This window comes from Shouchella rhizosphaerae (assembly GCF_036700015.1).
Taxonomy (GTDB): Bacteria; Bacillota; Bacilli; order Bacillales; family Bacillaceae_D; genus Shouchella; species Shouchella rhizosphaerae.
The window spans coordinates 2,288,064-2,314,349 of the sequence record NZ_CP144921.1; the positions used below are offsets into that span (position 1 = coordinate 2,288,064).

Below are 26,286 nucleotides of genomic sequence, written 5' to 3' on the forward strand. Positions count from 1 at the left end.
AAAAAAGATGTGTATGAATAGTGTTATGGAGAGTGAGAAAAATGATAAAGATAGAGGATTTAGATTTAGTGACTAGAGAAAAACTTCTCTATAATGGCAATGCTGAGCTGAAAAGAGGTTTTATTTATGGGTTATCAGCACGAAATGGTTCTGGAAAAACGACATTGTTGCGGACAATAGCAGGAATCCGCAGCGAAACAAAAGGATCGATTTATTACATTTCTAATCATGAAATCTATTCTTTGCCAGAATTAAAACGGAAACTGTTTTACTATGAAAGTTCAGAATGGTTTGATCCTAACTTGACAGGCTTTGATTATTTAACATTCATTCAAAGAGAATGGTCTAATAAAAATGCATGTATAGATGATGTGGTAGATTATTGGGAAATGAATCAATATATTAAAATCCCTATCAAAACGTATTCGCTTGGCATGAAACAGCGGGTATTATTAGGTCTGTATGAGGTTAGTGGCGCAGAATACTGGTTAATGGACGAACCGACAATTGGATTAGATACAAATAGCATTGAAAAGTTTGAAAAGTTGTTAGCACGAGAGAAAGGCAAGAATAAAGCAATTCTCTTCTCATCACATCAAGATGATCGTATTTATAAAGTTTGTGATTACATTTATGAGTTAGGCAACGGCTCTTTAGTTATGAGAGAGGCAAGTCAAAAAGGAGAAAATCGATGAGCTATAGTTACTTATTGTTTAAACAAATCTACCGAAGCAAGGCTGTAATCGTAGCGACAACGATTCTTTTTTTAGGGGTAGTTGGTCTCTATATCGTAAATGCAATCGACGGAAGTGATTTTAGAGCAGACATGCAAAGTTACTTACATCATGATCAAGAAACGCTTGCATTCTATCAGGAAGAATTAGAAAATCCTCATATCTCGGAAGAGAACCGGATCATGTTTGAAGAAGCTATAATCGAGGTCGAAGAAAACATCTCTTGGGGTCAACATATTTTAGAGGCTATTGATCAAAACGATTTCTCAGAGGCCTTAGTCTATTTTAACAAAATGATCGATCGAAATTTGGATATACATAAAGAGACGAATGGAGAATTATTTCCAGAAGAAGCGATTGATCAGTTTATGATGACACGCAATGTGAATAATCGCTTAATTGAATTAAACGCAGAACCAGATACATTGCATTTTGAAAAATTTGGGGCGACGTTTACGTATCGAGTAATGGAAAGCCTTTTCCCGACATTATTTATGTTGATCGCATCACTTATTCTGTCAGAGGCATTTTTTCGTTCATTCAGAGGGGGGATAAACATTGACGTTTTACTCCCTAAAAAGTTTACGAGCCTGTTAATGAAGAAATTATCGTTTATGGCTGGAGTGACTGTCGCATTCTATTTCGTTATTCTGGTTTTCAGTTTTTTCTTAGCAAGTATTTTTAATGGAACTGGTTCTTTCCACTATCCTATTGTTAATAATGGGAGCCCAATCTTTGAAACAATGCCTTTATGGAATGTCATGATGAAGACATTTATCCTTCAAGTGCTTGCTATTTTTAATTTGGTTCTGATCGTAGCCTTCGCTGCTGTTTTAACAAAAAACAAGATGGCGACTTTGATGATTGCTATTCTGATTACAGTTGGTTTTCCTATGACACATGAATTTATAAGCTCTTTGCACCCATTCCTACACTTAAGCCCCTTCACATACTTTCTTGGTGGAGACGTTGCTACTGGTTTTTTAGCTGAGCGATTTAACAATGGCCGCATTGACTTTATAAGTGGAGTAATCGTATTGGTTGTTTTTGCAAGCATAATCACATTTATCTTATGTATACATGCCTATATGGTAGAGAAGCGTCAATTAATTACGTCAAAAAAGGTTGGTCAAGTGGGGGAAATAAACACAAACAACTAAAAACATTAGCCGGAGCGCCTTTATAGACCATTCTACAAAAGGCGCTTGGCCAAAAAATAACGAAAAACAAAAGAAACTTCTTTTATGAAAAGACGTTCAGGCTCGGGAAATAGTCAAATAAATTGACACCAAAGGCGAAGGCGATGCCAAGTGCGACCGACCATACAACAATGGCGATCGTTTGCCAAAGTGTGACGTACTGCCTGCTTGTGCCAGCTCCGAGGGCAATCGCAGCACCAACATGGAAGCAAATTATCGGTCCAGCAAAGGAGACGCCTGGAACTCCGTAACGTTGAAAGAAACGTAGCGCTCTTTTTCGTCTACTCCCCTCGTTTTTCGTGCTTTTCTTTGTTCTGCGCAGTTTATCAACTAGCCAAATAAAGACATACACAGATAGGAGGTTTCCAACGATCGAGAGAAGGACAACGGGAATAACCGGAAAGTTTAATACAATGCCAATCGGAATGGCCACATACGATTCAAAAAAAGGAATTAACGACACAATAAAAACGCCTATATATTGATATATGGTGTCTGCCTCGATAATAAATTTCATTAGATCTTGCAACATTGTCATTTCCCCTTTTTTAAGTGATTGTTTCTTCGCTCATTGTATCGGAATGGGGATACACATGCCTTAAAACAAGGGTGAAAAGAGGGGAAATCATGGTGAATGTAGCTATAGCCAGCATGAATGGAGCAAACATGTAGTGCCTTACTACTTTATGGAAAGGTTCACACTGTAAAGGCCTTTCGCTTTATGAGTAAACGGGTTGCGATAACGGCCACAACGGCCCATATGACTAATAACAAGAAGTAAGAAGTAAATGCAGCTGCAATTTGGCCAGATTCAATCAAATCAATTCCGCTAATGAAAAGAATGTTTGGCATCAAGTTGGCAAGGGAATGTAGCCCTATGTTCGACAGGAAACGGGTGATTATTTCCAGGGCAATAAAAAAGATGACGATTGGTGTCCCAAATAAATTTACTTCAACGGTGTTGTTCGCATAAGTACCAAGCAATGTCCCAGCACAAATCATAATGACGATACAGGGAACTGTAAAAAGGCTTGCCATTGCAGTATAGAAGATGGTTTGCCCTTGGAGCAAAGTGGTGACCACGATTGTCAGCAATGTGACGGATATGGTGATGAACGCTTTTGCAATCGTTAAGTGGTAAAAATGAATTCCCATTTGTTTTAATACACGCCAAGTACGTTGTTCTTTCTCTTCAGCAAGCAAATTCCCTTGAATATGGATAGGAAGCAGCAACAACGTAATCATGAGCAAGATATTTAACGGCACGTTACTTTGAAGGAGAAAAAAAGCTATGACAAACATCAATGGAAAAAAGATAAGCACAAGCAGTTGGCCATTATAACGCAAGTCCTTTATATCTTTGTAAAGCAACGCTTTAAACGAATCAACGTTCATTTTGTCCTCCCTACATTTGCAGCAGTTCTTTTAATGCGGCATAATTGCCTTTCGACAATGGAATCGTGTTTGTTGTTTGATCATCCAAACTGAGGCTGTAGCTGTTTTTGCTCCAGACAATGATTTCGCGCACACGCTGTAAATTCACTAAATAAGATCGATGACAGCGGAAAAAGCCAAAAGGAGCTAAACGCTGTTCCAAGTCTTTTAAGGGGATAGAAGTAAAAAAGGTTTCACTATTTACATGCAAGATCGTTTGCCCATCTTGGCTTTCCATATAATCGATCTCCAACGGGTCGAACAGAATGATTTTATCGTCCATTTTAGCTGAAATTTTTGCTAGTTTCAGCGGGGTGTCGCCTTTAGGTGCTTCGCTGACATCCTGTTCATGGCTTGTCTGTTCGACTTGATAGAAGCTGTGCTCCGTCATGCGAAACGCAGTCCCTAGCTGGATTGCTTCTTCTAGAGATGTAGTGGTGATGACCATGCATTTGTCGGATAGCATGTCCAAAATTGTATGAAATACATGCTTGGTTTGGCGATCGACGTGCAAAGTGGGCTGGTCGAATACGCATACTTGGCTTGGCATGATCAGGCAGCGGCAAAAATGCAAACGCCTCCTTTCAGACAAAGGGAGCGAACGGACCCGTTTGTCGGCTACCTCACTCAATTCGCATACTGCTAAAAGACGTTTGTCATTTTCTTCGCTTTTGTAGAGCTTCAGCCAAAAGCGGATCACTTCCCGTGGCGTTAAGCGCTTATACAAGCCATCGGATTGGTGAAACATAAAGGCGTTAGAATGAGGATCAAAAGGCTTGCCTTCTAATCTAAACTGGTTGGTTGAGCCAGTAAATGGATTCATAAACTGGGACAAGAACGTTTGCAAAAACTCGGCTTCTCCTTGAATCGCAACAGGTTGCCCAGGTTGGACTGCTACATTGATTTCAGGAAGGAGCAGGCGGTTTCCCGATATTTTTGATGGGAGATTTATTTCAAACATGGTTTTTGGTTTCTCCTTAAAAAATGGATGTCGTCTTTATAGCGTATACAGATTTTTTCATCAAGTAAATATCGAACAGCAAAAAAAGACGGCATTGCAAGGCAAGCCGTCTTAGGTTGTAGGCAAACAACCTCGTATCGTTTACCTCGTCAACAAGCATTTTCTTTCATTTTGATTTAATCAAACGTTTAAACAAGATTAGGAAATGGCTTTTAAGCCAGTAACACCTATGACAATGATGGCTAAGCTAAACAAGCGCAGCCAATTCCTTGATTCTCCAAAGAACATCATGTTTACCAAAACAGCAGCAACCGTTCCAAGTCCAATCCAAACGGAGTAAGCAATGCTTAGCTGCAAATAATTAAACGAAGTGTACAAAAACAGAAACGACGCACCGAAGCCGCCGAGAAACAAGATCGTATGGAGCACTGTTTTCTGTTGGCTGTATTTTTTTAAACCAATCACGCCGACAACTTCAAACAGTGCTGCCAACACAACAAAGAACCATCCCATCGTCAAGCCGCTCCTTTCTGATTGGATTTCGTTTCGTCTGTATGGTTGTCGGCCAATTTTAATAAAACCACGCCGATAACAAGAAGTGCCATAAACAACCCTTTGGCGATACTAAAGGCGCCACCAAATATAAAAATATCCATTAGGGCAGTCCCGACTGTGCCGATGGCAGCAAATACAGCATAGACTGTTCCAGTCGGGAGCGTTTCACATGCCTTAGAAAGAAAATGAAAATCGATAAGAATAATAGCGACAATGATTGCCCAATGCCACCAAACAGTTGCAACATTAAAGCCAAATACCCAAAAAAGTTCAAATAGGCAAGTTAAGCCGACATAGAACCAACCGTTTTTCATTGTGAACAAACTCCTTTTAAATTAGTGAATGACATTCATTCATTTTTGCAACCGAAGAAAGGCAAGCGCCTTAGTGCAGGCCGCTTGCTCCTAATGCATGGCTAATAAATGAAATGAGTTCATTTTTATGTGCTTGTGCACTCGCTTGATCATGTTGGTCGTACAAATAAAGCTGCTCTGCTGTTGATTCAATCGCACCGACCATAATTTTGGCGGTATAGGCAGTATTGATTGTCTCGCGAATGGCTTTCCTGTCAAGGGCGCGGGCTAGCATGCCGTCAAACCAGTCGTATAATGGTGCATAAATCATTTCCCACTCCTTGACATACTCCGTTTGAGTCAAGCCGGAGTAAATTAAAATGGCCAGTTCATTATGCTCTTCCGTAATCGAGAAAATGGCCTCAACGACTTCCTCAATTTGCCTTTCAATCGAGTCACTGCGGACGGACTTATGAAGCCGATCAATCAGCTTATTGACGAACACTTCGGCAATGCTAGGCATGACCGCCAGTTTAGAAGGAAAGTACAAATAATAAGTCCCTTGGGCAATCCCAGCCCGTTTCACAATGTCAGTAATCGTCGTTTTTTCGACGCCTTTTTCTTTAAAGGCAACAATCGCTGCTTCAACAATGCGTTCTTTTTTATCCACTTGTACACATCCTTTAATGACTGAATGTCATTCATAATTGATAATAGCAAGTGAAGCGGTATTTGTCAATTGCTTTTGTCAGCTGCGAGTTAAGGCTGTCGAGCTGTCTTTTTTCACATGCTAACCCCTCATAGGATGTTTCCTTAAGTGCTTTGTACACGTGTATTCCCTTCCTTTGTTTTTGTTGCATTTTCAACAAAACCACCGTAGAGTGAATAGATGTTGAACCACTTCATCGGTAGGAGGTTTAGCAAGAAATGAATGAAACGACAAATTCCCATTGGCGCAAGAAAATGATGGTCATCACCGTTCTGGCTGCTTCGTTCTTATTTTTATTTAATCAATTTTTATTAATTACGGCCTTCCCGACGATTATGGATGAATTTTCCATAAATGCGACGCAAGTGCAATGGCTGACTACGTCCTTTTTGTTGATGGCGACGATGCTCATTCCAACAATGGGCTATTTAATGAGCCGTTTCAGTGCACGGGCGCTGACAATGACCGCCTTAGCATGCTTTGTGGTCGGCACGGTATTGTCAGCGATAGCGCCCTCATTTGTCTTACTTGTAAGTGCACGGGTTGTTCAAGCGACCGGGGCTGGCATGATGCTACCGCTGGTGCAAACGATTCTTTTGCACGTTTACCCGGCTGAAAAAAGAGGCTATGCCATGGGGCTTATGGCACTTGTCATTAATGTGGCGCCAGCTATCGGTCCGCCGATTTCCGGTTATATCGTTGATTGGCTAGGGTGGCGCTCTTTGTTTTGGCTTGTTTTGCCCCTCGCCCTCGCGATTTTCGTTCTTGCTGCAGTCTTTATGCAAAACGTAACAGAACAAAAAAGCGTCAAATTTGATTTGTTGTCACTATTCCTTACTGTGGTTGGCTTCTCCGGCGTAATTTTCGGTTTAAGCAATATTAGCGTCGCTGGGTTTTCCTCTGCTATTGTACTCGTGCCTCTTAGTGCCGGTTTTTTTGCAATAGCAATGTTTATATGGCGGCAGCTTTGTTTAGACTCGCCGATGCTTGAACTTCGTTTATTTAAACTTCCGTTGTTTGTACACGGTGTAATTTTGTCTTTTGTAATCTCGATTTTGCTGCTTTCAACGGAAACGTTGTTGCCGTTATTTATTCAAGATGTCCAAGGCCGGTCTGCTTTCTCATCGGGGATGATTCTCTTGCCGGGAACGGTCTTGTTGGCGTTGACTTCATTTGTCTCAGGCAAGCTGTTTGACTCATTCGGCGGGAGAGCTCTTGGTTTAAGTGGTTATGGAATTCTAGTATTGGTATTCACTGTCTTTATGTTTATGGGAGATCAAACGGGCATTCCTCTGCTAGTTGTCTGTTTTTGTGCGTTTATGGTTGGAATTGGCTTCACGATGACCCCTGCGACAGCGATAGCGATGAACGCTCTAAAGCAAGCAGAACTTGCACACGGAACGGCGATTGCCAATACGATCAGGCAGTTTGGCGCAGCGCTAGGGTTAACGGTATTGACGACACTTGTCAGCCTTAACGCGAACCGAAGCGACATCGACTATGTAGAAGGAACGCTAGCAGGGCTAAAGCTTGCCTTTGGCGTAATGGCCATTTTGGCATTGGTAGCATGGGTACTGGTGTATACGGCAAAAGAAAAGAACGCTCGGCAACAGGAACAATAAGGGGAATCAGCGATAAAAACCTAATAGTACAGCGTGAAATGAATAAAAACCACTCTACTTAAACGGCACCTCGATTGGAATGAATGAAATTCAAGCTGCGCGCCTTTTGGTTGTAGAGTGGTTTTTACGTTACAAAAACTTCTCTCTAGTCAGTTCGCCACATGGTGTTCAGCAGCGACCACGACTTCGATATGATGGTCTTGGCAATAGGCTTCGTACTCTTTATCGAGTGGAGCTGATGTAATTAAGTGGTCGATTCGGTTGAAGGGTGCATATGTCAATAGCGTTGATTTTCCAAATTTTGATTGGTCGGCAAGCAAAAATACCTCCCGTGCTTTTTCGGCTGCGATCTTTTTAATTTCATATTCGAGTTGGTCTGCATTGGTAAGGCCATGGGCAATGCTGACACCAGTAGCCGACATAAACGCCTTGTGGATGTTGTATTTTTGCAAAATCGCAGCTTCATCGATGCCGACAAATGAGCGCGTTTTGTGTTTGTAAGAATTGCCGATGACAATTAAATGGATTCGCTCAAAACCTGTAGCCGCATTAATGACATCCAAGCTATTTGTCAGCACAGTAATCGAGATATTCGGGTCCAATGCCGACAAAATCGATTTTGTGGTCGTGCCCGAGTCTATAAAGATTAAGTCATCGTCTTTGATGAAGTTGGCTGCCTCACGGGCAATTCTCGTTTTTTCTGCTTGGTTTCGCACTTTTCGGTTCTCAAATGAGACTAAACTTTTTTCTACTGCGGTGACCCCACCATAAACTTTGCGGATCACGCCGTTTTCGACTAGTTTGTTAATGTCTCTTCGAATCGTGTTTTTTGATACATTAAATTCCTCACACAGCTCATCAAGGGAGGCCGAGCCGTTTTTTAGAATGTATGCTTCCATTTCTTGTATACGTAATAGCTTCATTGTGAAAACCCCTTTTTTTATCTACCTAGACAATAGCATAGCCTTCAAAGTTATTCAACAAATAACCAACACTTAACCAAATTTATTGAAAAAGTAATGGAAATATGTTGACCTTTTATGGCATATGGTTTTAATATATAACCAACAAATGATCAAAAAGTAACCGGTAATGAAAGCGGTTTACTCACTTTAGGAGGCTAACACATGGGCGAAACAACAGTAGAGGTCCGTAAAGTCAAAAATTATATTAATGGTAAATGGATTGAAAGCAGCACAAGCCTTTATGAAGATGTAGTGAATCCGGCGACTAAAGAAGTCATTTGCCAAGTACCCCTTTCAACAAAGGCGGATGTAGAGTACGCAGTTGAAGCCGCAAAAACCGCTTTTGCTAAATGGTCGAAAGTCGCTGTGCCGCGTCGTGCACGGATTTTATTCAATTATCAGCAACTATTGCAGCGTGATAAGGAAGAATTGGCGCGTTTGATTACAATTGAAAACGGCAAAAACTTGACGGAAGCACGGGGGGAAGTGCAGCGTGGCATTGAAAATGTTGAATTTGCTGCAGGTGCCCCGAGCTTAATGATGGGCGATTCATTACCGATGATTGCGACAGACGTAGAAGCAAGCAATTATCGTTACCCCATTGGCGTCGTCGGCGGAATCGCGCCATTCAATTTTCCGATGATGGTGCCATGTTGGATGTTCCCAATGGCGATCGCACTCGGAAATGCATTTCTATTAAAACCTTCAGAGCGGACGCCATTATTGACTGAAAAACTCGCCGACTTACTTACTGAAGCTGGAGTGCCAGATGGCGTCTTCAATGTTGTCTATGGCGCCCATGATGTCGTCAATGGCATGCTAGAGCACCCTGACATAAAAGCGATATCGTTTGTCGGCTCTAAGCCTGTTGGCGAGTATGTTTATAAAAAAGCAAGCGAAAACTTAAAACGCGTTCAAGCGTTGACAGGAGCAAAAAACCATACAATTGTCTTAAATGATGCCGATTTGGACGACGCCGTCACCAATATTGCCGGAGCTGCTTTTGGCTCTGCTGGGGAGCGGTGCATGGCCTGTGCTGTTGTAACAGTTGAGGAAGGAATTGCCGATGCGTTTGTAGCCAAATTAAAGGCAAAAGCTGAATCGCTCGTAATGGGCAATGGTTTAGACGACGGTGTGTTTTTAGGCCCTGTCATACGTGAAGAAAACAAAAACCGAACCATTGCTTATATTGAAAAAGGAGTGGAGGAAGGGGCGACCCTTGTATGCGACGGCCGAAGCCGAGTATCTGCCGATGGTTATTTTATTGGGCCGACGATTTTTGAAAATGTGACAACGGATATGACAATTTGGAAAGATGAAATTTTCGCCCCTGTGCTTTCGATTATCCGTGTGAAAAATTTAGATGAGGGGATTCAAATAGCCAATCGTTCTGAATTTGCAAACGGAGCTTGCCTATTTACAACGAATGCTGCGGCCGTTCGCTATTTTCGTGAAAACATTGATGCTGGAATGCTTGGCATTAACCTTGGTGTTCCTGCACCTATGGCATTTTTTCCTTTTTCAGGATGGAAATCGTCGTTTTATGGGACGCTTCATGCAAACGGAAAAGATAGCGTAGACTTTTATACGCGCAAAAAAGTCGTGACCGCCCGTTATCCGAAGCCGTCATTTGACTAATTTGTAAAGGGGGAGGCATGCCGGTGGGACAGTTACTAAAAAAACCGAAAACAAAGGTGCTTAAACAAGGGGTTACACTTGTTCATGACACGGAGGCAGAAAAGGCGCCCCTTAAGTATGTATCGTTTAAGCTCGTCGATATCCAGGCAAACGCTATATACGAAGAAACGCTCGGTTCCTATGAATGTTGCATTGTTGTTGTAAGGGGAACAGTCACGGTAACGGACGGAGAGCATGTGTTTTCCAATATTGGCACACGGAGTAGCGTATTTGAACGGAAACCGACAGACAGTGTCTATCTCTCGAATGGCCGTTCATTTACGGTAACTGGAACAAGTGAGGCGTGCATCGCTCTTTGCTATGCGCCTTCAAACAAACAATTGCCGACAAAACTTATTAAAGCGAGTGACGTCGGCATTGAAAACAGGGGCCAATTACAGAACAAGCGCTTAGTCCATAATATATTGCCTGATTCAGACAAGACTGCAAACAGTTTGCTAGTCGTCGAAGTGTTTACAGAAAGCGGCAATTGGTCCAGTTATCCGCCCCACAAGCATGATGAGGATAATTTGCCCTACGAGTCTTTTCTAGAGGAAACGTATTACCATGAAATCGATCCACCGCAAGGGTTTGTGTTCCAACGTGTGTATACTGAGTCACGTAATATAGACGAAACGATGGCTGTCGAAAACGGCGATGTTGTCATTGTACCTGCTGGCTACCATCCAGTTGGCGTTCCTGACGGCTATGCGTCCTACTATTTAAACGTAATGGCAGGCCCTGTACGTATTTGGAAATTCCGTAATGAAAAAGACCATGAGTGGATTTTATCACGATAAAAGGAGCGGTAGCCTATGGGCATCCAATTTCAAGAGGGAAAGCAATTTGATGTGATTGCGCTTGGCAGGGCCTGCATTGATTTAAATGCGGCCGAATACAACCGGCCGATGGAAGAAACGCGGTCATTCACAAAATATGTCGGCGGTTCGCCAGCCAATATTGCCATTGGCAGCGCGAAGCTTGGCTTGAAAGTCGGTTTTGTCGGTAAAATTCCTGATGACCAACATGGCCGGTTTATTTCTTCTTATATGAGAGAGGCAGGCGTGGATACAAGCCAGCTCGTGATTGACCGAGAAGGGCATAAAGCAGGTTTGACGTTTACGGAAATTTTGAGCCCTGAAGAATGCAGCATTTTGATGTACCGTGAAAAAGCAGCTGACCTATATTTAAGCCCTGATGAAATCGACGCCGGTTATGTGAGATCTGCAAAAGTACTGCTCATTTCTGGAACGGCATTGGCTCAATCGCCTTCACGGGAGGCAGCCTTAAAAGCAGTGTCACTTGCAAAGGCGGCAGGTACAAAAGTTGTGTTTGAACTCGATTATCGTCCGTACACGTGGTCATCGAGGGAAGAAACGTCCGTTTACTACACACTTCTGGCAGGCATGGCTCATATCGTGATCGGCACGCGGGAAGAGTATGACATTATGGAAGGGGCAAGTGCCAGCGGCAATGAGCAAACAGCCAAAATGCTATTTGCCAAAGAGCCGGAATTGGTTGTTATTAAACATGGTGTTGATGGGTCTTACGCTTATTTGCCATCAGGAGAAACCTTTCGAGCAGGCGTGTACAAAACAAACGTGTTAAAAACGTTTGGTGCTGGAGATTCGTATGCATCTGCGTTTCTATATGGACTTTTGCGTGGTTATGACATTGATCAAGCATTGCGTTTTGGGAGCGCTTCCGCATCGATTGTTGTCAGTAAGCACAGTTCATCGGAAGCAATGCCAACTTTATCTGAAATCAAGGCGCTTGTCGAAGAACAGCATGTTTGAATGTCGGATTTTCTTTAAATAAAAACGCGTAGTGATGATGCGAGGTGTAAACAATGGCGAAAACAATACGATTGACGACTGCACAAGCGCTAGTGAAGTTCTTAAATGCCCAATATTTGCATGCTGACGGGAAAGAGGAGCCTTTCGTTGAAGGGATTTTTACGATCTTCGGGCATGGAAATGTGTTAGGGATTGGCCAAGCACTAGAGCAAGATGCCGGGCGATTAAACGTATGGCAAGGCAAAAATGAACAAGGGATGGCCCATGCGGCAATGGCTTTTAGCAAGCAGATGCTCCGCAAAAAAATATATGCAGTGACAACTTCTGTAGGCCCAGGAGCCGCGAACCTTGTTGCAGCTGCTGGCACAGCGCTAGCTAACAATATACCTGTTTTGCTTCTTCCTGCCGATACATTCGCGACTCGCCAGCCTGACCCAGTTTTGCAGCAATTTGAACAAGAATACAGCCAAGCAGTGACGACAAATGATGCATTAAAGCCGGTGTCGAGATACTGGGACCGGATTACTCGCCCAGAGCAGTTAATGTCGAGCCTTATTCGTGCCTTTGAAGTCATGACAGACCCAGGAAAAGCGGGGCCCGCGACGATTTGCATCGCCCAAGATGTCGAAGGAGAAGCATATGAGTATCCAGAGGAGTTTTTCCGAAAGCGCATTCATTATTTAGAACGTAGAAAGCCAACGGAGCGGGAAATCGAAGGGGCACTTGAACGGATTCGTAGGAGCAAGCGGCCGCTTCTTGTTGTTGGCGGAGGCGCTAAATATTCAGAAGCAAAGAAAGAACTAGTAGCGCTGTCTGAACAGTGTGGCATTCCTCTCGTCGAAACACAAGCAGGAAAAGCAACTGTTGCCGCTGACTTTGCTAACAACCTAGGTGGCCTTGGCGTTACCGGCACGCTTGCAGCGAATAAGGCAGCCCGTGAAGCTGACTTGGTGATTGGCGTAGGCACTCGTTACACCGACTTTGCGACTTCGTCAAAAACGGCGTTTGATTTTGAGCATACCACGTTTTTAAATATCAATGTCAGCCGCATGCAAACGTATAAGCTTGATGCTTATCAGGTTGTTGCAGATGCGAAAGAAACGCTCAGTCTACTTATTTCTAGGTTAAAAACGTATCGGTCAGCGTTTGGCGATCGAATTGCTGCGTTGAAAGAAGAGTGGCTCGCTGAACGGAACCGCCTAAAATCAGTCGTCTTTAATAGAAAAACATTTGTGCCTGAAGTCAAAGAGCATTTTAGCCAAGAGAAGTTAAATGAGTATGCCGATGCTCTGGGTACAGAACTGCCGCAAACGACTGCCTTGCTGGCTATTAATGAAACCATTGATGAGGACAGCACAATTATTTGTTCATCGGGCTCCCTTCCAGGGGATTTGCAGCGACTTTGGCACGCAAACGAGCCGAATACGTACCATCTTGAATACGGATATTCCTGCATGGGTTATGAAATTTCTGGCGCCCTTGGCATCAAACTAGCCGAGCCTGAGCGAGAAGTTTATTCGATCGTCGGAGATGGGAGCTTTCTTATGCTCCATTCCGAATTGATTACCGCCATCCAATATAACAAGAAAATCAATATATTGCTGTTTGACAATGCCGGTTTTGGCTGTATCAGCAACTTGCAGATGGACCATGGCGGCGGCAGTTATTATTGCGAATTTCTTACGGCAGACAATCAAGTGATGAACATCGATTATGCCAAAGTCGCTGAAGGATATGGAGCCAAAACATACCGGGCTAACACAGTTGAACAATTAAAGGCAGCGCTTAAAGATGCCAAGAAGCAAGAGACTTCCACGTTGATTGAAATGAAAGTGCTGCCAAAGACGATGACAGACGGCTATGAAAGCTGGTGGAATGTCGGCGTCGCCGAAGTGGCTGCTTCCCAGTCTATTCAAGATGCCTATCAAGCAAGGCAAGCAAAGCTCAAGGAAGCAAAACATTATTAGAGGAGTCGATCCAATGGCAAATCGCAAGATCCGCTGGGGCATTGCCCCCATTGGCTGGCGCAATGACGACATTCCGGAAATTGGCGCGGAAAACACACTTTCCCATTTGCTTGGCGATATTGTTGTTGCTCGATTTGAAGGAACGGAAGCAGGCGGCTTTTTTCCTGAGCCACAAATTTTAAACAAAGAGCTGCAGCTAAGAAATTTAAAAGTGGCTGGCAAGTGGTTTTCCAGCTATATCATTCGCGATGGCATCGCTTCAGCCGCCCAAGCCTTCGATACCCATTGCCAGTTTTTGCAAGCTATCGGCGCAGAGATGGCGATCGTTTCGGAACAAACGTATAGCATCCAAGGGCTTGAAGCAAATATTTTCCGCGACAAGCCGACTTTTTCGAAAGAAGAATGGAAGTGTTTATACGAAGGGCTTGAGGAGCTTGGGGCAATTGCTCATTCATATGGCCTTACACTTGCGTTCCATCCCCATCTCGGCACGGGCGTGCAAACAAAAGCAGAAGTTGATCAACTGATGGCCCATACGGATCCGAGCTTAGTGAGCCTTCTGTATGATACGGGGCACGCCTACGTGTCAGATGGAGCATTTTTGCCGCTCCTCGATGACTATATGGATCGGATTAAGCACGTCCATTTTAAAGATGTGCGGAGTGAGGTGACGGATGCTTGCAGGCGTGACGGGCTTTCGTTCCAACAAGCGTTTTTAAAAGGGATGTTCACAGTACCAGGCGATGGCTGCATTGACTTTACAAAAGTATACCGACGTCTTATTCGAGGGGGCTACGATGGCTGGATTGTCGTAGAGGCGGAGCAAGATCCAAACATTGCCCACCCGCTGGAGTACGCATTAAAAGCAAGACGCTATATTGATTCCTATTTGCTGGCAGGCGGCGAGAAGCAGGCAACCATTTAAACAAGATGAAGGAGGAAGGAACATGACAGTTCGAGTGGGCGTGATTGGCACGGGGGCCATTGGCCAAGACCATATTAGGCGATTAGAATGCAAACTTTCAGGAGCAAAAGTGACAGCGGTTACAGACGTTAACCAAGATCTTGCCAGGAAAGTGGCCAACACATACGCCAAACAGGCGACTGTTTATGCCAATGACAGAGAATTGATTGCCGCCCGCGATGTGGATGCCGTCTTAGTGGCCAGCTGGGGGCCAGCACACGAAGCGAGTGTGCTGGCAGCGCTTGAGGCAGGCAAGCGTGTTTTTTGCGAAAAGCCACTTGCGACCACGGCAGACGGGTGCATGCGCATTGTCGAAGCGGAAATGGCTCATGGCAAGCGGCTTGTCCAAGTCGGGTTTATGCGGCGTTTTGACAGCGGCTATCTTCAATTAAAGCAAGCACTTGAGCAGGAATTGGTCGGAGAACCATTAATGGTCCGTTGCATCCACCGCAATGTCGAGTCAGCAGAAAGCTATACAACCGACATGGCGATTACGGACACATTGATTCATGAAATTGACGTACTTCATTGGCTCCTAAATGACGAGTATCAACATGTCCGTGTCCTTTATCCGAAAAAAACAAAGCATGCGCTTCCCCATTTGCAAGATCCGCAACTCGTGTTGCTTGAAACGAAAAAAGGCGTCATCATTCAAGCGGAAATTTTTGTTAACTGTAAATATGGCTACGACATCCAATGCGAAATAGCTGGCGAAGAGGGCGTTATCAGTCTGCCTGATGTCCCAGCAGTCCGTTTATGCAGCAACGGCCGCAAAGGGACGGAAGTGCTGCAAGACTGGAAAAAACGGTTTGAAGCCGCTTATGACGTCGAACTGCAAGCCTTTATTGACGATGGCTTAAAGGACGAACCGGCTTCAGGGCCGAGCGCGTGGGACGGATATGTGGCTGCTGTAACTGCAGATGCCTGTGTAAAAGCGCAAGAGTCGGGCCGGGAAGAATCGATTGAGCTTCCGAAGAAACCTGCGTTTTATCAACACTCAGCAGCCACGCCTGAGCAAGTATAGGAGAAGACAGCGATGAAACGTTGTGTTAACGGGGGAACAATGCCGCATTAAAGAAAGGCCTGGCCTACTACGACTAGCATGGCTATGACTTTATTGTAAATTCGTCCTGAAGATCAGCTGTCCGAAAAGCAAGAGTCCTAAAAGGACCTTAAATTTGAAAGGAGGGAAGGCATGGGGTTTGTGCCGATGGCTCCATTGTTGGCCGACGCGAAGAAAGACAGTTACGCAATTGGCCAATTTAATATTAATGGGCTGCAATGGGCAAAAGCGATTTTGGCAGGGGCAGAATCGCAACAATCACCAGTAATTGCAGCCGCTTCTGATCGTTTGATTGACTACTTAGGAGGCTTTCAGACGGTTGTGGCAATGATGGGAGCATTAACCGATGAACTCGGTATAACGGTCCCTGTCGTGCTCCATCTTGACCACGGTTTAAGTATTGAGCGTTGCAAGAAAGCAGTTGATGCTGGCTTCAGTTCTGTCATGTTTGATGGTTCTCATTATCCAATTAACGAGAATATCGACATGACCAAAGAGGTAGTGGCCTATGCCCACGCACACAATGTCTCGGTAGAGGGGGAGGTCGGTACAGTCGGTGGCATAGAAGATGGGCTTATGGCCGAAATCAAATATGCCGATGTCGAAGAATGCCAGCGGTTTGTCTGTGAAACCAATGTCGATGCGCTCGCGGCAGCGCTCGGCTCCGTCCATGGCAAATACAAGGGTGAGCCAAAGCTCGGATTTAACGAAATGGCCGCCATATCGGCTAGCACGAATGTGCCGCTCGTCCTTCACGGTGCCTCGGGCATACCTGATGAACAGCTACAACGGGCCATAAAGCTTGGGCACGCCAAAATCAATATAAACACCGAATGCATGATCGCATGGTCTGATGCTTGCCGGACAACATTTGCCGAGCAGGAAACGGCGTTTGAGCCGCGACTGCTCTTGCAAGAGGGCCTGGCGATGGTCCAGGCTACGGTCGAAAAGAAAATCAAACAATTTGGAGCAGCCAATAAAGCAGCTGGTTCTGCAAGTCTACAAAGGAGATGAAACCTATGACAGCAGCACGCATTCAATGTGCCGTTCTCGGACTTGGGCGCCTCGGCTATTACCATGCGAAAAATTTGCTGACGGAAGTGAGGGGGGCGGCAATTGTCCAAGTGATTGACCCCCTTCCTGGCCGGGCCAAGGATGTCGCCCAAACATTTGGAGTGGCTAGTTACTCGGACGACGTACTCGATGCATTCTCAAACCCTGCCGTCGATGCCGTCGTTATCGTCACGCCGACGCGGACGCACGCCGAGATGATCAAACTGGCAGCTAGCTATGGCAAAGATGTTTTTGTTGAAAAGCCGCTGACTTTGCAATTAGAAGAATCGATAGACGTAACGAAAGCGGTTGAGGAGGCAGGTATTATTTGCCAAGTGGGGTTCATGCGGCGGTTCGACCCGGCTTACGCAGATGCCAAGCGGCGAATTGCTGCTGGAGAGATCGGCAAACCTCTTTATTATAAAGGTTTTACACGCGATGCAGGCGCACCGCCGCCTGAATTTATAAAAGATAGCGGCGGGCTGTTTGTCGATTGTTCCATTCATGATTATGACATTGCCCGCTATTTGGTCGGGGCGGAGATCACAGCGATTTCCGGTCATGGACGGGTGCTGAAGTATCCATTCATGGAAGCCTACGGCGATGTGGACCACGCTCTTTCCTACTTTGAATTTGACAATGGGGCGGCAGGCGATGCTGAAGCTAGCCGTAATTCGCCTTATGGTTATGACATCCGCGCCGAAATTATTGGGTCAGAAGGCAGTTTGTTTATTGGCGAACTGCGGGACAAATCATTGACGATATTAAATGCCACTGGTTCAAGGTACGAAATCATTCCTGATTTCCAGACCCGCTTTCGTGACGCGTACCGTTTAGAATTGCAGCACTTTATTGACTGTGTCCGCTCAAGGAACACGCCAATTGTAACGGCTGAAGATGCCACAATCAACTTAAAAATAGCCCTTGCTGCAACTGAATCAATGAGAAGCGGCAAGAAAGTGGTATTGCAGCCGCAGGCCTCCCTTTAGAAAGAGACATTTGCCTATTTTTGTGTGTGCGCCTTATTTGGCTTGTATAAACAGAAAAAGGAGTCTACTAACCACTGCTGTAGTGCAGCGCTGTTCCCTATCGATGGATGAATCGGTTTTTAAGGAAAGAAGCGATGATAAAGGGGAGAGACAAATTGGGTATAGTTTCAATTATGTCATTTATCATGATTATCGGAGCCATTTGGCTATTCGCTTACAAACGAAGCCGCAATGTCGATCTTTCGAGCTCAGAAGGGTACTTTTTAGGTGGACGGAGTTTGACCGGTGTGACGATTGCCGGCTCAGTCATTATGACCAATTTATCTACAGAGCAAATTGTTGGTCAAAATGGACAAAGCTACGTGGCTGGCATGGAAGTCATGGCTTGGGAAGTAACGGCTGCGATTGCGATTGTCGCACTTGCACTCGTATTTTTGCCTAAATATTTAAAATATGGTGTGGACACAGTCACCGATTTTATTGAACGGCGCTATGATGCAACGACGAAGAGGATTGCTTCGTTTTTATTTATATTTACCTATGTGGTTTCGTTTCTTCCTGTTGTCTTATATTCTGGTTCATTAGTATTTAACCAAATTTTCTCAGTAGATGAACTGTTAAATGTCCATCCCCTTGTGGCTGTTTCGTTGATTTCAGCCATGATTGGAATCGTTGGTCTGCTTTATTTGCTTATCGGCGGCCTGCGCCTTAGTGCATTTAGCGATACGATTTATGGCGTTGGTTTGCTTATCGGTGGTCTTTCTATTCCGATTCTAGGGTTGATTGTATTAGGAGATGGCCATTTACTTGCAGGATTTGAAACGATTCGCCAAAACACGCCTGAAAAATTAAATTCAATTGGAGCAATTGACTCTGAGATGGTGCCGTGGCCAACGCTTTTTTTAGGCATGTTTTTTAATAACTTATTTTATTGGTGTACAAACCAGTTAATTGTTCAAAAAGTACTGGGGGGACGAGACTTAAAAGAAGGGCAGAAGGGAGCCCTTTATGTCGGTTTCTTCAAAATTTTCGGTGCGTTGTTCTTAGTATTCCCTGGCATCATTGCCTTCAACATGTTTGGCGACGGCATTAATCCCGCCGATAACGCCTATCCGATGCTAGTCGTTGCCGTTCTACCGGATTTAGCATTTGGCATTTTTGCGGCAATTATCTTTGGCGCGATTTTAAGCTCATTTGTAGGAGCTTTAAATGCAACAGCTACTTTGTTGGCGCTTGACTTTTATAAGCCGTTGGCCAAGAAAAACGTGACAGACAATAAAGTCGCTCGCTTTGGCAAAATGGTTACGGTCATTGTCGGTGGACTATCAATCATTATCGCGCCGTTGATTGCTTTTGCTCCGGCAGGGTTATTCCATGTCGTCCAACAATTTAATGGGCTGTACAGCATGCCGTTGCTGGCGATCATTATTCTCGGCTTCTATTCTAAGTACGCGACTGCCTTTGCTGCAAAAGTGACGTTTGCTTTTCATGTGGTTGCCTATACTGCAAGTCAGATATTCTTAGAAATTCATTATCTCTACGTATTTAGCGTGATGTTTTTCATCGATTTGTTGCTTTTATGGGCGCTAAGCCGATTAAAGCCATTACAGGTTCCGTTTGAATTGACAGAAGAAACGAACAAAGTCGACTTGACACCTTGGAAACACCGCAATTGGGTAAGTGTGTTGGTGATCTTAACGGTTTTAGGAACGTATTTGTTGTTCTCCCCTTGGGGAATTGCTAAATAGCATCGGGGATACAATACCATCAAATGGAGTCTGTCCTTTTCTCGCTTTTTCATGCACTGTTGCTCCCTTTTCAGAATGGCTATTGAATGAACTTTAGGCAAATGGAAAAAACTATTCTGGAATGAAAAAGGAGTAGGGGTGGAAATGGGCGCTATTTGGAGTGAAGTATGGAAAGCGTTTCTATTAATCATTGTCGGTATGCTATTGTTACGGGTTTCTGGCCGAAAATCGATATCACAGATGACAGTGCCGACGACGATTACCATGATTTCTATTGGAACTGTCATTGTACAGCCAATTGCCAATCATAGTATTCTCTTGACGATCATTGCCGCTGTGGTGTTTATATTGGTCTTGTTTCTAGCTGAATCGATCCAAGTTAGGTGGAATGCAGCTGAGTCATTTATCAAAGGGCCAGCCATACTCGTTATACGTGAAGGCCAACTGCAACCACAAAACTTAAAGAAGCTTAGAATGACGGTCGATGCCTTGGAAATGCAATTGCGCCAGCAAGGAATATCTAAAATGAGTGATGTGAAGACAGCCACCATTGAGCCAAACGGTGGGCTTGGCTATGAACTATTTGATTGGGCAAAGCCGATCACTTATGCACAAATGGAGGCCTTGTTGGCACATTATTTAAAAGGTGCTCCTCCACCAAATGAAACAAACCGGCAAAGCAACAATGCCATGAGCGAAAGCAACTTATTTGCTGAAATTGAAAATGACAATCGCCATGTTTCTAGACGAACCCTACATTAGAGGAACGAACGAGTGCGCTCGCAAACTAGAGTGCTCCTATTTAAAGGGGAGTAGGAGAGCGCAAACTTAATGAAAGGCCAGTTGAACCTTCAACTGGCCTAATCGTCTTTATCCGCTAAAAGGCAAGGAACAGGCTTATGCAAAAGGTTGCCTCCTTTTTCAGGGAGACGATTGTTTGTTTAGCGGGCATTATTTGCCTACTGTTGACTTTTTTGAAGCGCTTGGTCTAAATCACTCAGAATGTCGTCAATGGTTTCGATACCGACAGATAGGCGAACCATGTCTGGTGTGACGCCTGCTTTTGCTTGGCTTTCTTCATCTAGTTGCTGGTGTGTGGTGCTTGCTGGATGAATCACCAATGATTTGGCGTCACCGACATTAGCTAAATGGCTGAATAACTGTAGGCTGTTAATAAACCGTTTGCCTTCTTCCACGCCGCCTTTAATGCCGAATGTAAAGATCGATCCTGCCCCTTTCGGCATGTACTTCTGTGCCAGATCATAGTAACGGTTCGACTCTAGGCCTGGGTAATGGACCCAAGAAACAATAGGATGCTGTTGTAAGTATTCAGCAGTGCGTTTCGCATTTTCTACATGGCGCTCCATCCGCAACGGCAATGTTTCCAGCCCTTGAATAAATAGAAATGTATTAAATGGGGAAGCAGAGGCGCCAATATCTCTAAGCAGCGTGACTCGTGCTTTTGTAATGTAAGCGAGGGGGCCAAGTGCCTCTGTATACACAAGTCCATGGTAACTAGCATCTGGCTCTGATAAACCAGGAAACTTGCCATTGGCAAAATCAAATCGTCCAGAGTCGACAATGACGCCGCCGATCGATGTCCCATGGCCGCCAATAAACTTAGTAGCGGAATGGACAACAATGTCTGCGCCATGTTCAATCGGTCTGCACAAATACGGGGTAGCAAACGTATTGTCAACGATAAGGGGGATCCCATTTGCATGGGCAATGTCTGCAATCGCTTCAATGTCTGCTATGTTGATTTGCGGATTTCCAATCGTTTCGATAAAAATCGCTTTAGTCTTGTCTGTGATCTTTTCTTGAAATTGGGATGGTTCATCGACATCGACAAAATGGCATGCCACGCCTAGTTTAGGCAACGTGTGCGCAAATAGGGCATAAGTGCCGCCATACAAGCTGCTGGAAGCAATAATGTTGTCTCCTGCTCCCGCGATATTTAAAATCGCATATGTAATGGCAGCTTGCCCAGAAGAAGTTGCTAATGCGCCTACGCCGCCTTCCAATTCAGCCATCCGCTGTTCAAACACATCATGTGTCGGGTTCATAATGCGTGAATAAATGTTGCCTGGCTCTTGTAAAGAAAACAAATTTGCAGCGTGATCGGTATCATTAAATACGTAAGAGCTTGTTTGGTAAATGGGTACCGCTCTCGCGTTTGTTGCAGAGTCAGGCGTTTGTCCACCATGTAGAGCAATGGTTTCAAAACCAAATGATTGTTTTTCTGTCATCTCTCTTTCCCCACTTTCTTGTTTTGTATATTTCGAATCTTTTGCTTGGAGCCGTGCGCAACACTTGTCTAAATAGTTCATACGTAGGAATTAATATAACAGAATAACTGAAAAAAATAAATATTTCTCTTCCAAAAGGCAAAAATACTCGTATCCTCAATTCGATAAAATGACTAGAGGATGGAACATGGTATAATAACCATACAAACGAACCCAATAAACGTTGCCTTTAAGCAACTTGAAAGCGTCCTTTCAAGTGTGTTTAAAGGCTTTTTGCCGTTGTTTGTAAATGAATCCATTTAGAGGAGAGATGAAAGTGGGAGATTTGCCATGCAAAGGATGCAAAGGATTGTGCTGTGGGCCTGTGCCTATTTCCGAAAGGGAGCTGCGACATATAAAAAAACACATTAAGAAAATGCCTGCGAAAAGACGCGATTCCCTAAAAAACCAACAGCGTTTTTTAGGGACGTGCATCTTTTTTGACGAAGCCAATGATTGTTGTGGCATTCACTCAGTCCGTCCAGCGATTTGCCGTGCATTTGGGCATCACCAAAACCTCGTCTGTTTTCGCAAGCCAGAAGCTGCTTCAGCTAAAACGTACTACCCGGATGAAAAGGCTGTTGGTACGTTAAGCATTGATTTTACATGGAAAGATTTTGGTTGACCTTGCCTCTGGGGCCTCCAGAGGCAAGCACAAGAAGGGGGACAACCCGATTTACCCTTTTAAAGCGCCGCCTGTCAAACCTTTGACAACACGTTCTTGGGCGATAATAAACAATAACAAAATCGGCAAGCTAGCTAGCGTGATAGCAGCCATCAGGCCAGGGACGTTAATCATCAATTCGCCGTAAAAATTTTGCAGTCCAAGAGGCAATGTCATCTTACTTCTTGTCGTAAGCAAAATGAGTGCAAAGATAAACTCTGTCCACAAGAAGACGAAATTGTAAATGACAATTGTAGACAAGGCTGGGGTTACATTAGGGAAAATCACTTTGCGAAAAATGGTCCAGTGATTCGCGCCGTCAATTTGTGCGGCTTCTTCAAGCTCTTTAGGAATTTCCTGCATAAACTGCGTCAAGATGAAAATCGAGATTGGCAAGCTAAAAGCGACATATGGACCGAGTAAAGCCAACAATGTATCATAAATGCCCATCTCTTGCGTTAAAACAAAAATCGGTATTAAGGTCGCATGAATGGGGAGCATCATTCCTGCAACGAAGAGCAAAAACAGAGGGCGGTTAAAGCGGAATGACAGCCGGCTTAATGGATAACTGGCTAATGAAGCAATGACGACTGTCAATGAGACGGCGCTTACCGTAATGATTAAGCTATTTAAAAAATAGCCAGCAAGCCCCATATCAACTACCGCAAAGTAATGTTCAAACGTAAAGGTGTCAGGCACAATCGCGTAAGGGTTGTCGAAAAATTCGTCCATGCTTTTTAGCGATGTACCAACCATGTACATAAATGGATAAAACGTAAACAGCAACAAGGAAACAGCCAACACATACAGCATGATACGTTTAACGAGTTGTAGTGGATTCACGAGAGGATCCCCCGTTTCTTTCGCTGGTATTCAACAAATTGGATGATGGCTACACAAATAAAGGCAATAATAAACATGGCAGCAGCGACTGTGCTCGCATAGCCCATGCTAAACTGGATAAAGCCTTGCTTGTACATATAGGTTCCTAGTATTTCTGTTGCCCCTCCAGGGCCGCCGCCAGTCATAATGTAAAAAATGTCAAATGCTTTTAGCGAACCAACAACGGCGAGAACGGAAGAACTGACAATAGTCGGAACGAGGGCAGGCAACGTGATGTAAAAAAACTGTTGCCTTCCATTTGCGCCATCAATGCTAGCCGCTTCATACAATTCATTTGGAATCCCTACCATGGCTGCTTTAAATAAAATCATGTAAAAAGGAGAGAACTGCCAAATAACGACAACTAAGATGGCAATCATCGCTACATTGGCGTCTGCTAACCAGGGGATCGCATCAATGCCAACTATTTGCAACAATTGGTTAATCGGACCGTTTATCGGGTCATACATAAAAATCCAGAGAAGCCCTATCGCTACCGTAGACATTAAATAGGGAAGAAAGTAAATAACATTTAACAATCTTTTACCGATGACAGGGCTGAAGAGAACAAGTGCCATGATCAGCCCTAGTGGGATTTGCACAAAAACGGAAACAAGCACAAGCAAACTATTGTTTTGCAGCGCTTGCCAAAAAGTGGCGTCTTTAAGCAAAGTCACATAGTTGTCCAGTCCAATAAAGGTGCGTTGAGGTTGCACACCATTCCACTCATGAAGGCTGTAATAGAATGTTGAAAAAATCGGATACATAATAAATACGCTATAAACAAGAAGCGCTGGCAATACAAAGAAGAAAATCGTTCGACCGCTCTTTGCCTTTCTTTGTGTAAGCGGGGGAGAAGTTCCTGGTTGAACAGCGGTTTTCATATGTAGCCCTCCTTTTATAAAGATAAAGAGAGGCACTAGACGAAAAAGTGCGCTCTCTTCTATCTGTTAATCTAACAATTCTTTTGCTTTCTCCTCCATCTGACTAGCTGCTTCTTCAGGTGTAAGCGTTTTACCGAATAGCTGCTGTGTTGTATCTAGATGTAGTTCAGCAAGAGCAGGGGGCAATGTTTGGTCATAAGGCATGTGAATGTCATTGGCATTAGCCGCGATTTCATCAATTCGCTTAATAAATGGGTCATCTGTTTCAATGTCTTTAATAGCGGCAATGCTGCCCGTTCGGTTTACATAATCTTCGGCTGTTTCAATGCTTGTAAGTTCATTGATCAGCTCAACTGCAAGGTCAGGATGTTCTGTGGCTGAAGAAACGGACCAAACGGGGCTTGTTGCGCCGCCTACATTGGAAGGATCGCCATTTCCTTCAGCTATTTCAGGAAACTCAAACATCCCTAGTTTCTCTTCAAATTCAGGTGCTTCTGTACGTACGCTAGAGATAAACGTATTCGTCATTAGCATCATTGCAGACTGGCCCGAATAAAGCAGTTGCCGTCCTTGCCCTGCATCGTAAGGAACGCCGTTAAAACCTGGATTAAAAGCACCTCTGTCAACAAGGTCTTGGATGTATTCGCCTGCCTTTACATAGGACTCGTCATCAAACCCTGTACCGTCACGGTTAAAAGCCCCTTGAAAAAGGTCTTCGCCGCCTAGGCGGTCGGCAAAATACATCAAATAATACGTGCCCGGCCATTTTGTTTGGTTGGTTAATGTAATCGGGATAATATCGTTCTCTTTTAACGTGTCCACAATTTCAAGAAACTCGTCATATGTTTGCGGCTCCTCTAACCCGTATTCATTAAAAATTTCTTTGTTATAAAAGAACAGTGTTTGAGTAAGCCCTAACGGAAGCCCGTAAACTTCGTCTTCAAATGTTGTATTCGTTAGTGCAACATCAAGAAATTTATCAAAGTCGATATCGTAGTCATTTAATGATACTACTTGCCCGGCATCAGCAAACTCTTTTAGCCAGCTGCCACCCCAGGAAAAAAAGACGTCTGGAGGATCTCCTCCTGACACGGCAACAACCATGCGCTGTTTATAATCGTCATTCGGAATATACTGCATGTTCACTGTTACACCTGGGTTTTTATCTTCAAAACGGGCAATCGCATCTTGATATACTTTTTCTTTTTCGCTCGCGTCATTTTGCCAAAGCTCTAATACAATGTCCCCTTGATGGTTTTCCCCCTCGCTTTCCGTTCCAGCGTCTTCATTTGAATTGCCACAAGCACTGAGAACAAACAATCCCATCATCGAAATACAAACAAACGTCGCCGCTTTCTGTCTCATTGCAAAACCCCCCTTTTCATTTTTACGCAAAAATGCCAGCGGGAACGGCGAGTTGATACCCGTGTGCGGTACGTTCTCTCGGTTCCCTTATAAAGGAGCATTAAAATCGTTCCATCAGTCACCTCCTTAGCAAAATTGGAAGAGGAAACTATGCACAGGCCATCCTTTAAAAGCATGCAAAAAAGCCCTCATCACAGGAATCAATCGACTCCTTGTCGTTTAATCAGGGTTGTATTCATCAGGCTGCGTCTATTAAGTTATGGCAATGATAGCGATAATATGATTGTCCCATGTAAGAATAAAGAGATTATGAAAAAGAGGTTTATTATTTGTAAAATTTTCATTGTTATTATATAGGATCGTTCACTCCCTAGTCAATGGTTTTAGCGGAAATGGCATTGGCGCCTTTAAAAGTCGACAAAAAGCTCATGTTTACATCTCTCACACGGATGTGAACATGAGCGAAGTGGTGTT

At 44.1% G+C, this 26,286-nt stretch carries 25 protein-coding genes; 14 read left to right on the forward strand and 11 right to left on the reverse strand.

The window, feature by feature from the left end; translation table 11 throughout:
• The first annotated feature begins 41 nt into the window (after positions 1 to 41).
• Together V5G21_RS11395 and V5G21_RS11400 are read left to right on the forward strand one after the other, a co-directional pair.
• Positions 42 to 695 (forward strand): ABC transporter ATP-binding protein, encoded by a 654-nt coding sequence (locus V5G21_RS11395; RefSeq protein ID WP_095255372.1) that lies wholly within the window; start codon positions 42 to 44, stop codon positions 693 to 695.
• A complete protein-coding gene (locus V5G21_RS11400) occupies positions 692 to 1,894 on the forward strand; it encodes a hypothetical protein (RefSeq protein WP_338464735.1) in 1,203 nt (400 codons plus the stop codon). The genes V5G21_RS11395 and V5G21_RS11400 overlap by 4 nt, the downstream gene beginning before the upstream one ends.
• A gap of 82 nt (positions 1,895 to 1,976) precedes the next feature.
• Here the strand turns inward: V5G21_RS11400 and V5G21_RS11405 are convergent, their stop codons facing one another.
• From V5G21_RS11405 to V5G21_RS11430, 6 genes are all read right to left on the reverse strand, one after another.
• A complete protein-coding gene (locus V5G21_RS11405; RefSeq protein WP_338464736.1) occupies positions 1,977 to 2,465 on the reverse strand; it encodes a small multi-drug export protein in 489 nt (162 codons plus the stop codon).
• Positions 2,466 to 2,629: 164 nt separating this feature from the next.
• Positions 2,630 to 3,328, reverse strand: a complete 699-nt coding sequence (locus tag V5G21_RS11410; RefSeq protein WP_095294747.1) for a hypothetical protein — start codon at positions 3,326 to 3,328, stop codon at positions 2,630 to 2,632.
• 10 nt (positions 3,329 to 3,338) lie between these two features.
• Entirely contained in the window at positions 3,339 to 4,328 is a 990-nt protein-coding gene (locus V5G21_RS11415) for a LytTR family transcriptional regulator DNA-binding domain-containing protein (RefSeq protein ID WP_035205410.1), read from the reverse strand.
• A 198-nt stretch (positions 4,329 to 4,526) separates the two neighbouring features.
• A complete protein-coding gene (locus V5G21_RS11420) occupies positions 4,527 to 4,841 on the reverse strand; it encodes a DMT family transporter (RefSeq protein WP_035205408.1) in 315 nt (104 codons plus the stop codon).
• A 2-nt stretch (positions 4,842 to 4,843) separates the two neighbouring features.
• Complete coding sequence (locus tag V5G21_RS11425) at positions 4,844 to 5,197, reverse strand: DMT family transporter (protein WP_011245279.1); 354 nt, start codon at positions 5,195 to 5,197, stop codon at positions 4,844 to 4,846.
• Between the two features lie 70 nt (positions 5,198 to 5,267).
• Positions 5,268 to 5,846: a TetR family transcriptional regulator gene (locus V5G21_RS11430; RefSeq protein WP_011245280.1), complete on the reverse strand. Its 579-nt coding sequence runs from the start codon at positions 5,844 to 5,846 to the stop codon at positions 5,268 to 5,270.
• Between the two features lie 257 nt (positions 5,847 to 6,103).
• Here V5G21_RS11430 and V5G21_RS11435 point away from each other — a divergent pair, with 257 nt between their 5' ends.
• Positions 6,104 to 7,507, forward strand: a complete 1,404-nt coding sequence (locus tag V5G21_RS11435; protein WP_035205405.1) for a DHA2 family efflux MFS transporter permease subunit — start codon at positions 6,104 to 6,106, stop codon at positions 7,505 to 7,507.
• Between the two features lie 149 nt (positions 7,508 to 7,656).
• Here V5G21_RS11435 and V5G21_RS11440 read toward each other — a convergent pair whose 3' ends face one another.
• Positions 7,657 to 8,430 carry a DeoR/GlpR family DNA-binding transcription regulator gene (locus tag V5G21_RS11440; RefSeq protein ID WP_011245282.1) on the reverse strand — a complete coding sequence of 258 codons (774 nt, stop codon included), beginning with the start codon at positions 8,428 to 8,430 and terminating at the stop codon, positions 7,657 to 7,659.
• Between the two features lie 204 nt (positions 8,431 to 8,634).
• On the opposite strand from V5G21_RS11440, the gene iolA reads away from it, so the two are divergent.
• From iolA to V5G21_RS11490, 10 genes are all read left to right on the forward strand, one after another.
• A complete protein-coding gene (gene iolA, locus V5G21_RS11445; RefSeq protein WP_011245283.1) occupies positions 8,635 to 10,110 on the forward strand; it encodes a methylmalonate-semialdehyde dehydrogenase in 1,476 nt (491 codons plus the stop codon).
• 23 nt (positions 10,111 to 10,133) lie between these two features.
• On the forward strand, positions 10,134 to 10,949 hold the full coding sequence (gene iolB, locus V5G21_RS11450; protein ID WP_011245284.1) for a 5-deoxy-glucuronate isomerase: 816 nt from the start codon (positions 10,134 to 10,136) through the stop codon (positions 10,947 to 10,949).
• Positions 10,950 to 10,964: 15 nt separating this feature from the next.
• A complete protein-coding gene (gene iolC, locus V5G21_RS11455) occupies positions 10,965 to 11,945 on the forward strand; it encodes a 5-dehydro-2-deoxygluconokinase (protein WP_011245285.1) in 981 nt (326 codons plus the stop codon).
• Positions 11,946 to 11,998: 53 nt separating this feature from the next.
• Positions 11,999 to 13,912 (forward strand): 3D-(3,5/4)-trihydroxycyclohexane-1,2-dione acylhydrolase (decyclizing), encoded by a 1,914-nt coding sequence (gene iolD, locus V5G21_RS11460; protein ID WP_095317415.1) that lies wholly within the window; start codon positions 11,999 to 12,001, stop codon positions 13,910 to 13,912.
• A gap of 13 nt (positions 13,913 to 13,925) precedes the next feature.
• Positions 13,926 to 14,837 carry a myo-inosose-2 dehydratase gene (iolE, locus tag V5G21_RS11465; protein ID WP_011245287.1) on the forward strand — a complete coding sequence of 304 codons (912 nt, stop codon included), beginning with the start codon at positions 13,926 to 13,928 and terminating at the stop codon, positions 14,835 to 14,837.
• A gap of 22 nt (positions 14,838 to 14,859) precedes the next feature.
• The gene (locus V5G21_RS11470; protein WP_011245288.1) at positions 14,860 to 15,900 is read left to right on the forward strand and encodes a Gfo/Idh/MocA family protein; all 1,041 of its coding nucleotides are present in this window, start codon (positions 14,860 to 14,862) and stop codon (positions 15,898 to 15,900) included.
• Positions 15,901 to 16,071: 171 nt separating this feature from the next.
• A complete protein-coding gene (fba, locus tag V5G21_RS11475; protein ID WP_035205399.1) occupies positions 16,072 to 16,953 on the forward strand; it encodes a class II fructose-1,6-bisphosphate aldolase in 882 nt (293 codons plus the stop codon).
• A gap of 5 nt (positions 16,954 to 16,958) precedes the next feature.
• Positions 16,959 to 17,981 (forward strand): Gfo/Idh/MocA family oxidoreductase, encoded by a 1,023-nt coding sequence (locus V5G21_RS11480; RefSeq protein WP_035205398.1) that lies wholly within the window; start codon positions 16,959 to 16,961, stop codon positions 17,979 to 17,981.
• A 155-nt stretch (positions 17,982 to 18,136) separates the two neighbouring features.
• Entirely contained in the window at positions 18,137 to 19,729 is a 1,593-nt protein-coding gene (locus V5G21_RS11485) for a solute:sodium symporter family transporter (RefSeq protein ID WP_094978882.1), read from the forward strand.
• Positions 19,730 to 19,873: 144 nt separating this feature from the next.
• Positions 19,874 to 20,491 (forward strand): DUF421 domain-containing protein, encoded by a 618-nt coding sequence (locus V5G21_RS11490; protein WP_051881262.1) that lies wholly within the window; start codon positions 19,874 to 19,876, stop codon positions 20,489 to 20,491.
• Positions 20,492 to 20,688: 197 nt separating this feature from the next.
• Here V5G21_RS11490 and V5G21_RS11495 read toward each other — a convergent pair whose 3' ends face one another.
• Positions 20,689 to 21,978: a homocysteine synthase gene (locus tag V5G21_RS11495; protein ID WP_011245293.1), complete on the reverse strand. Its 1,290-nt coding sequence runs from the start codon at positions 21,976 to 21,978 to the stop codon at positions 20,689 to 20,691.
• A 316-nt stretch (positions 21,979 to 22,294) separates the two neighbouring features.
• Here V5G21_RS11495 and V5G21_RS11500 point away from each other — a divergent pair, with 316 nt between their 5' ends.
• Positions 22,295 to 22,642 (forward strand): YkgJ family cysteine cluster protein, encoded by a 348-nt coding sequence (locus V5G21_RS11500; RefSeq protein ID WP_095255367.1) that lies wholly within the window; start codon positions 22,295 to 22,297, stop codon positions 22,640 to 22,642.
• A gap of 51 nt (positions 22,643 to 22,693) precedes the next feature.
• Here V5G21_RS11500 and V5G21_RS11505 read toward each other — a convergent pair whose 3' ends face one another.
• The 3 genes from V5G21_RS11505 to V5G21_RS11515 all read right to left on the reverse strand — a co-directional run bounded on the left by V5G21_RS11505 (position 22,694) and on the right by V5G21_RS11515 (position 25,812).
• Complete coding sequence (locus tag V5G21_RS11505) at positions 22,694 to 23,524, reverse strand: carbohydrate ABC transporter permease (protein ID WP_082111768.1); 831 nt, start codon at positions 23,522 to 23,524, stop codon at positions 22,694 to 22,696.
• Positions 23,521 to 24,447: a carbohydrate ABC transporter permease gene (locus V5G21_RS11510; protein WP_035205393.1), complete on the reverse strand. Its 927-nt coding sequence runs from the start codon at positions 24,445 to 24,447 to the stop codon at positions 23,521 to 23,523. Before V5G21_RS11510 ends, V5G21_RS11505 begins: the two co-directional genes overlap by 4 nt.
• Positions 24,448 to 24,513: 66 nt before the next feature.
• Complete coding sequence (locus V5G21_RS11515; RefSeq protein ID WP_035205392.1) at positions 24,514 to 25,812, reverse strand: extracellular solute-binding protein; 1,299 nt, start codon at positions 25,810 to 25,812, stop codon at positions 24,514 to 24,516.
• Positions 25,813 to 26,286: the final 474 nt, after the last annotated feature.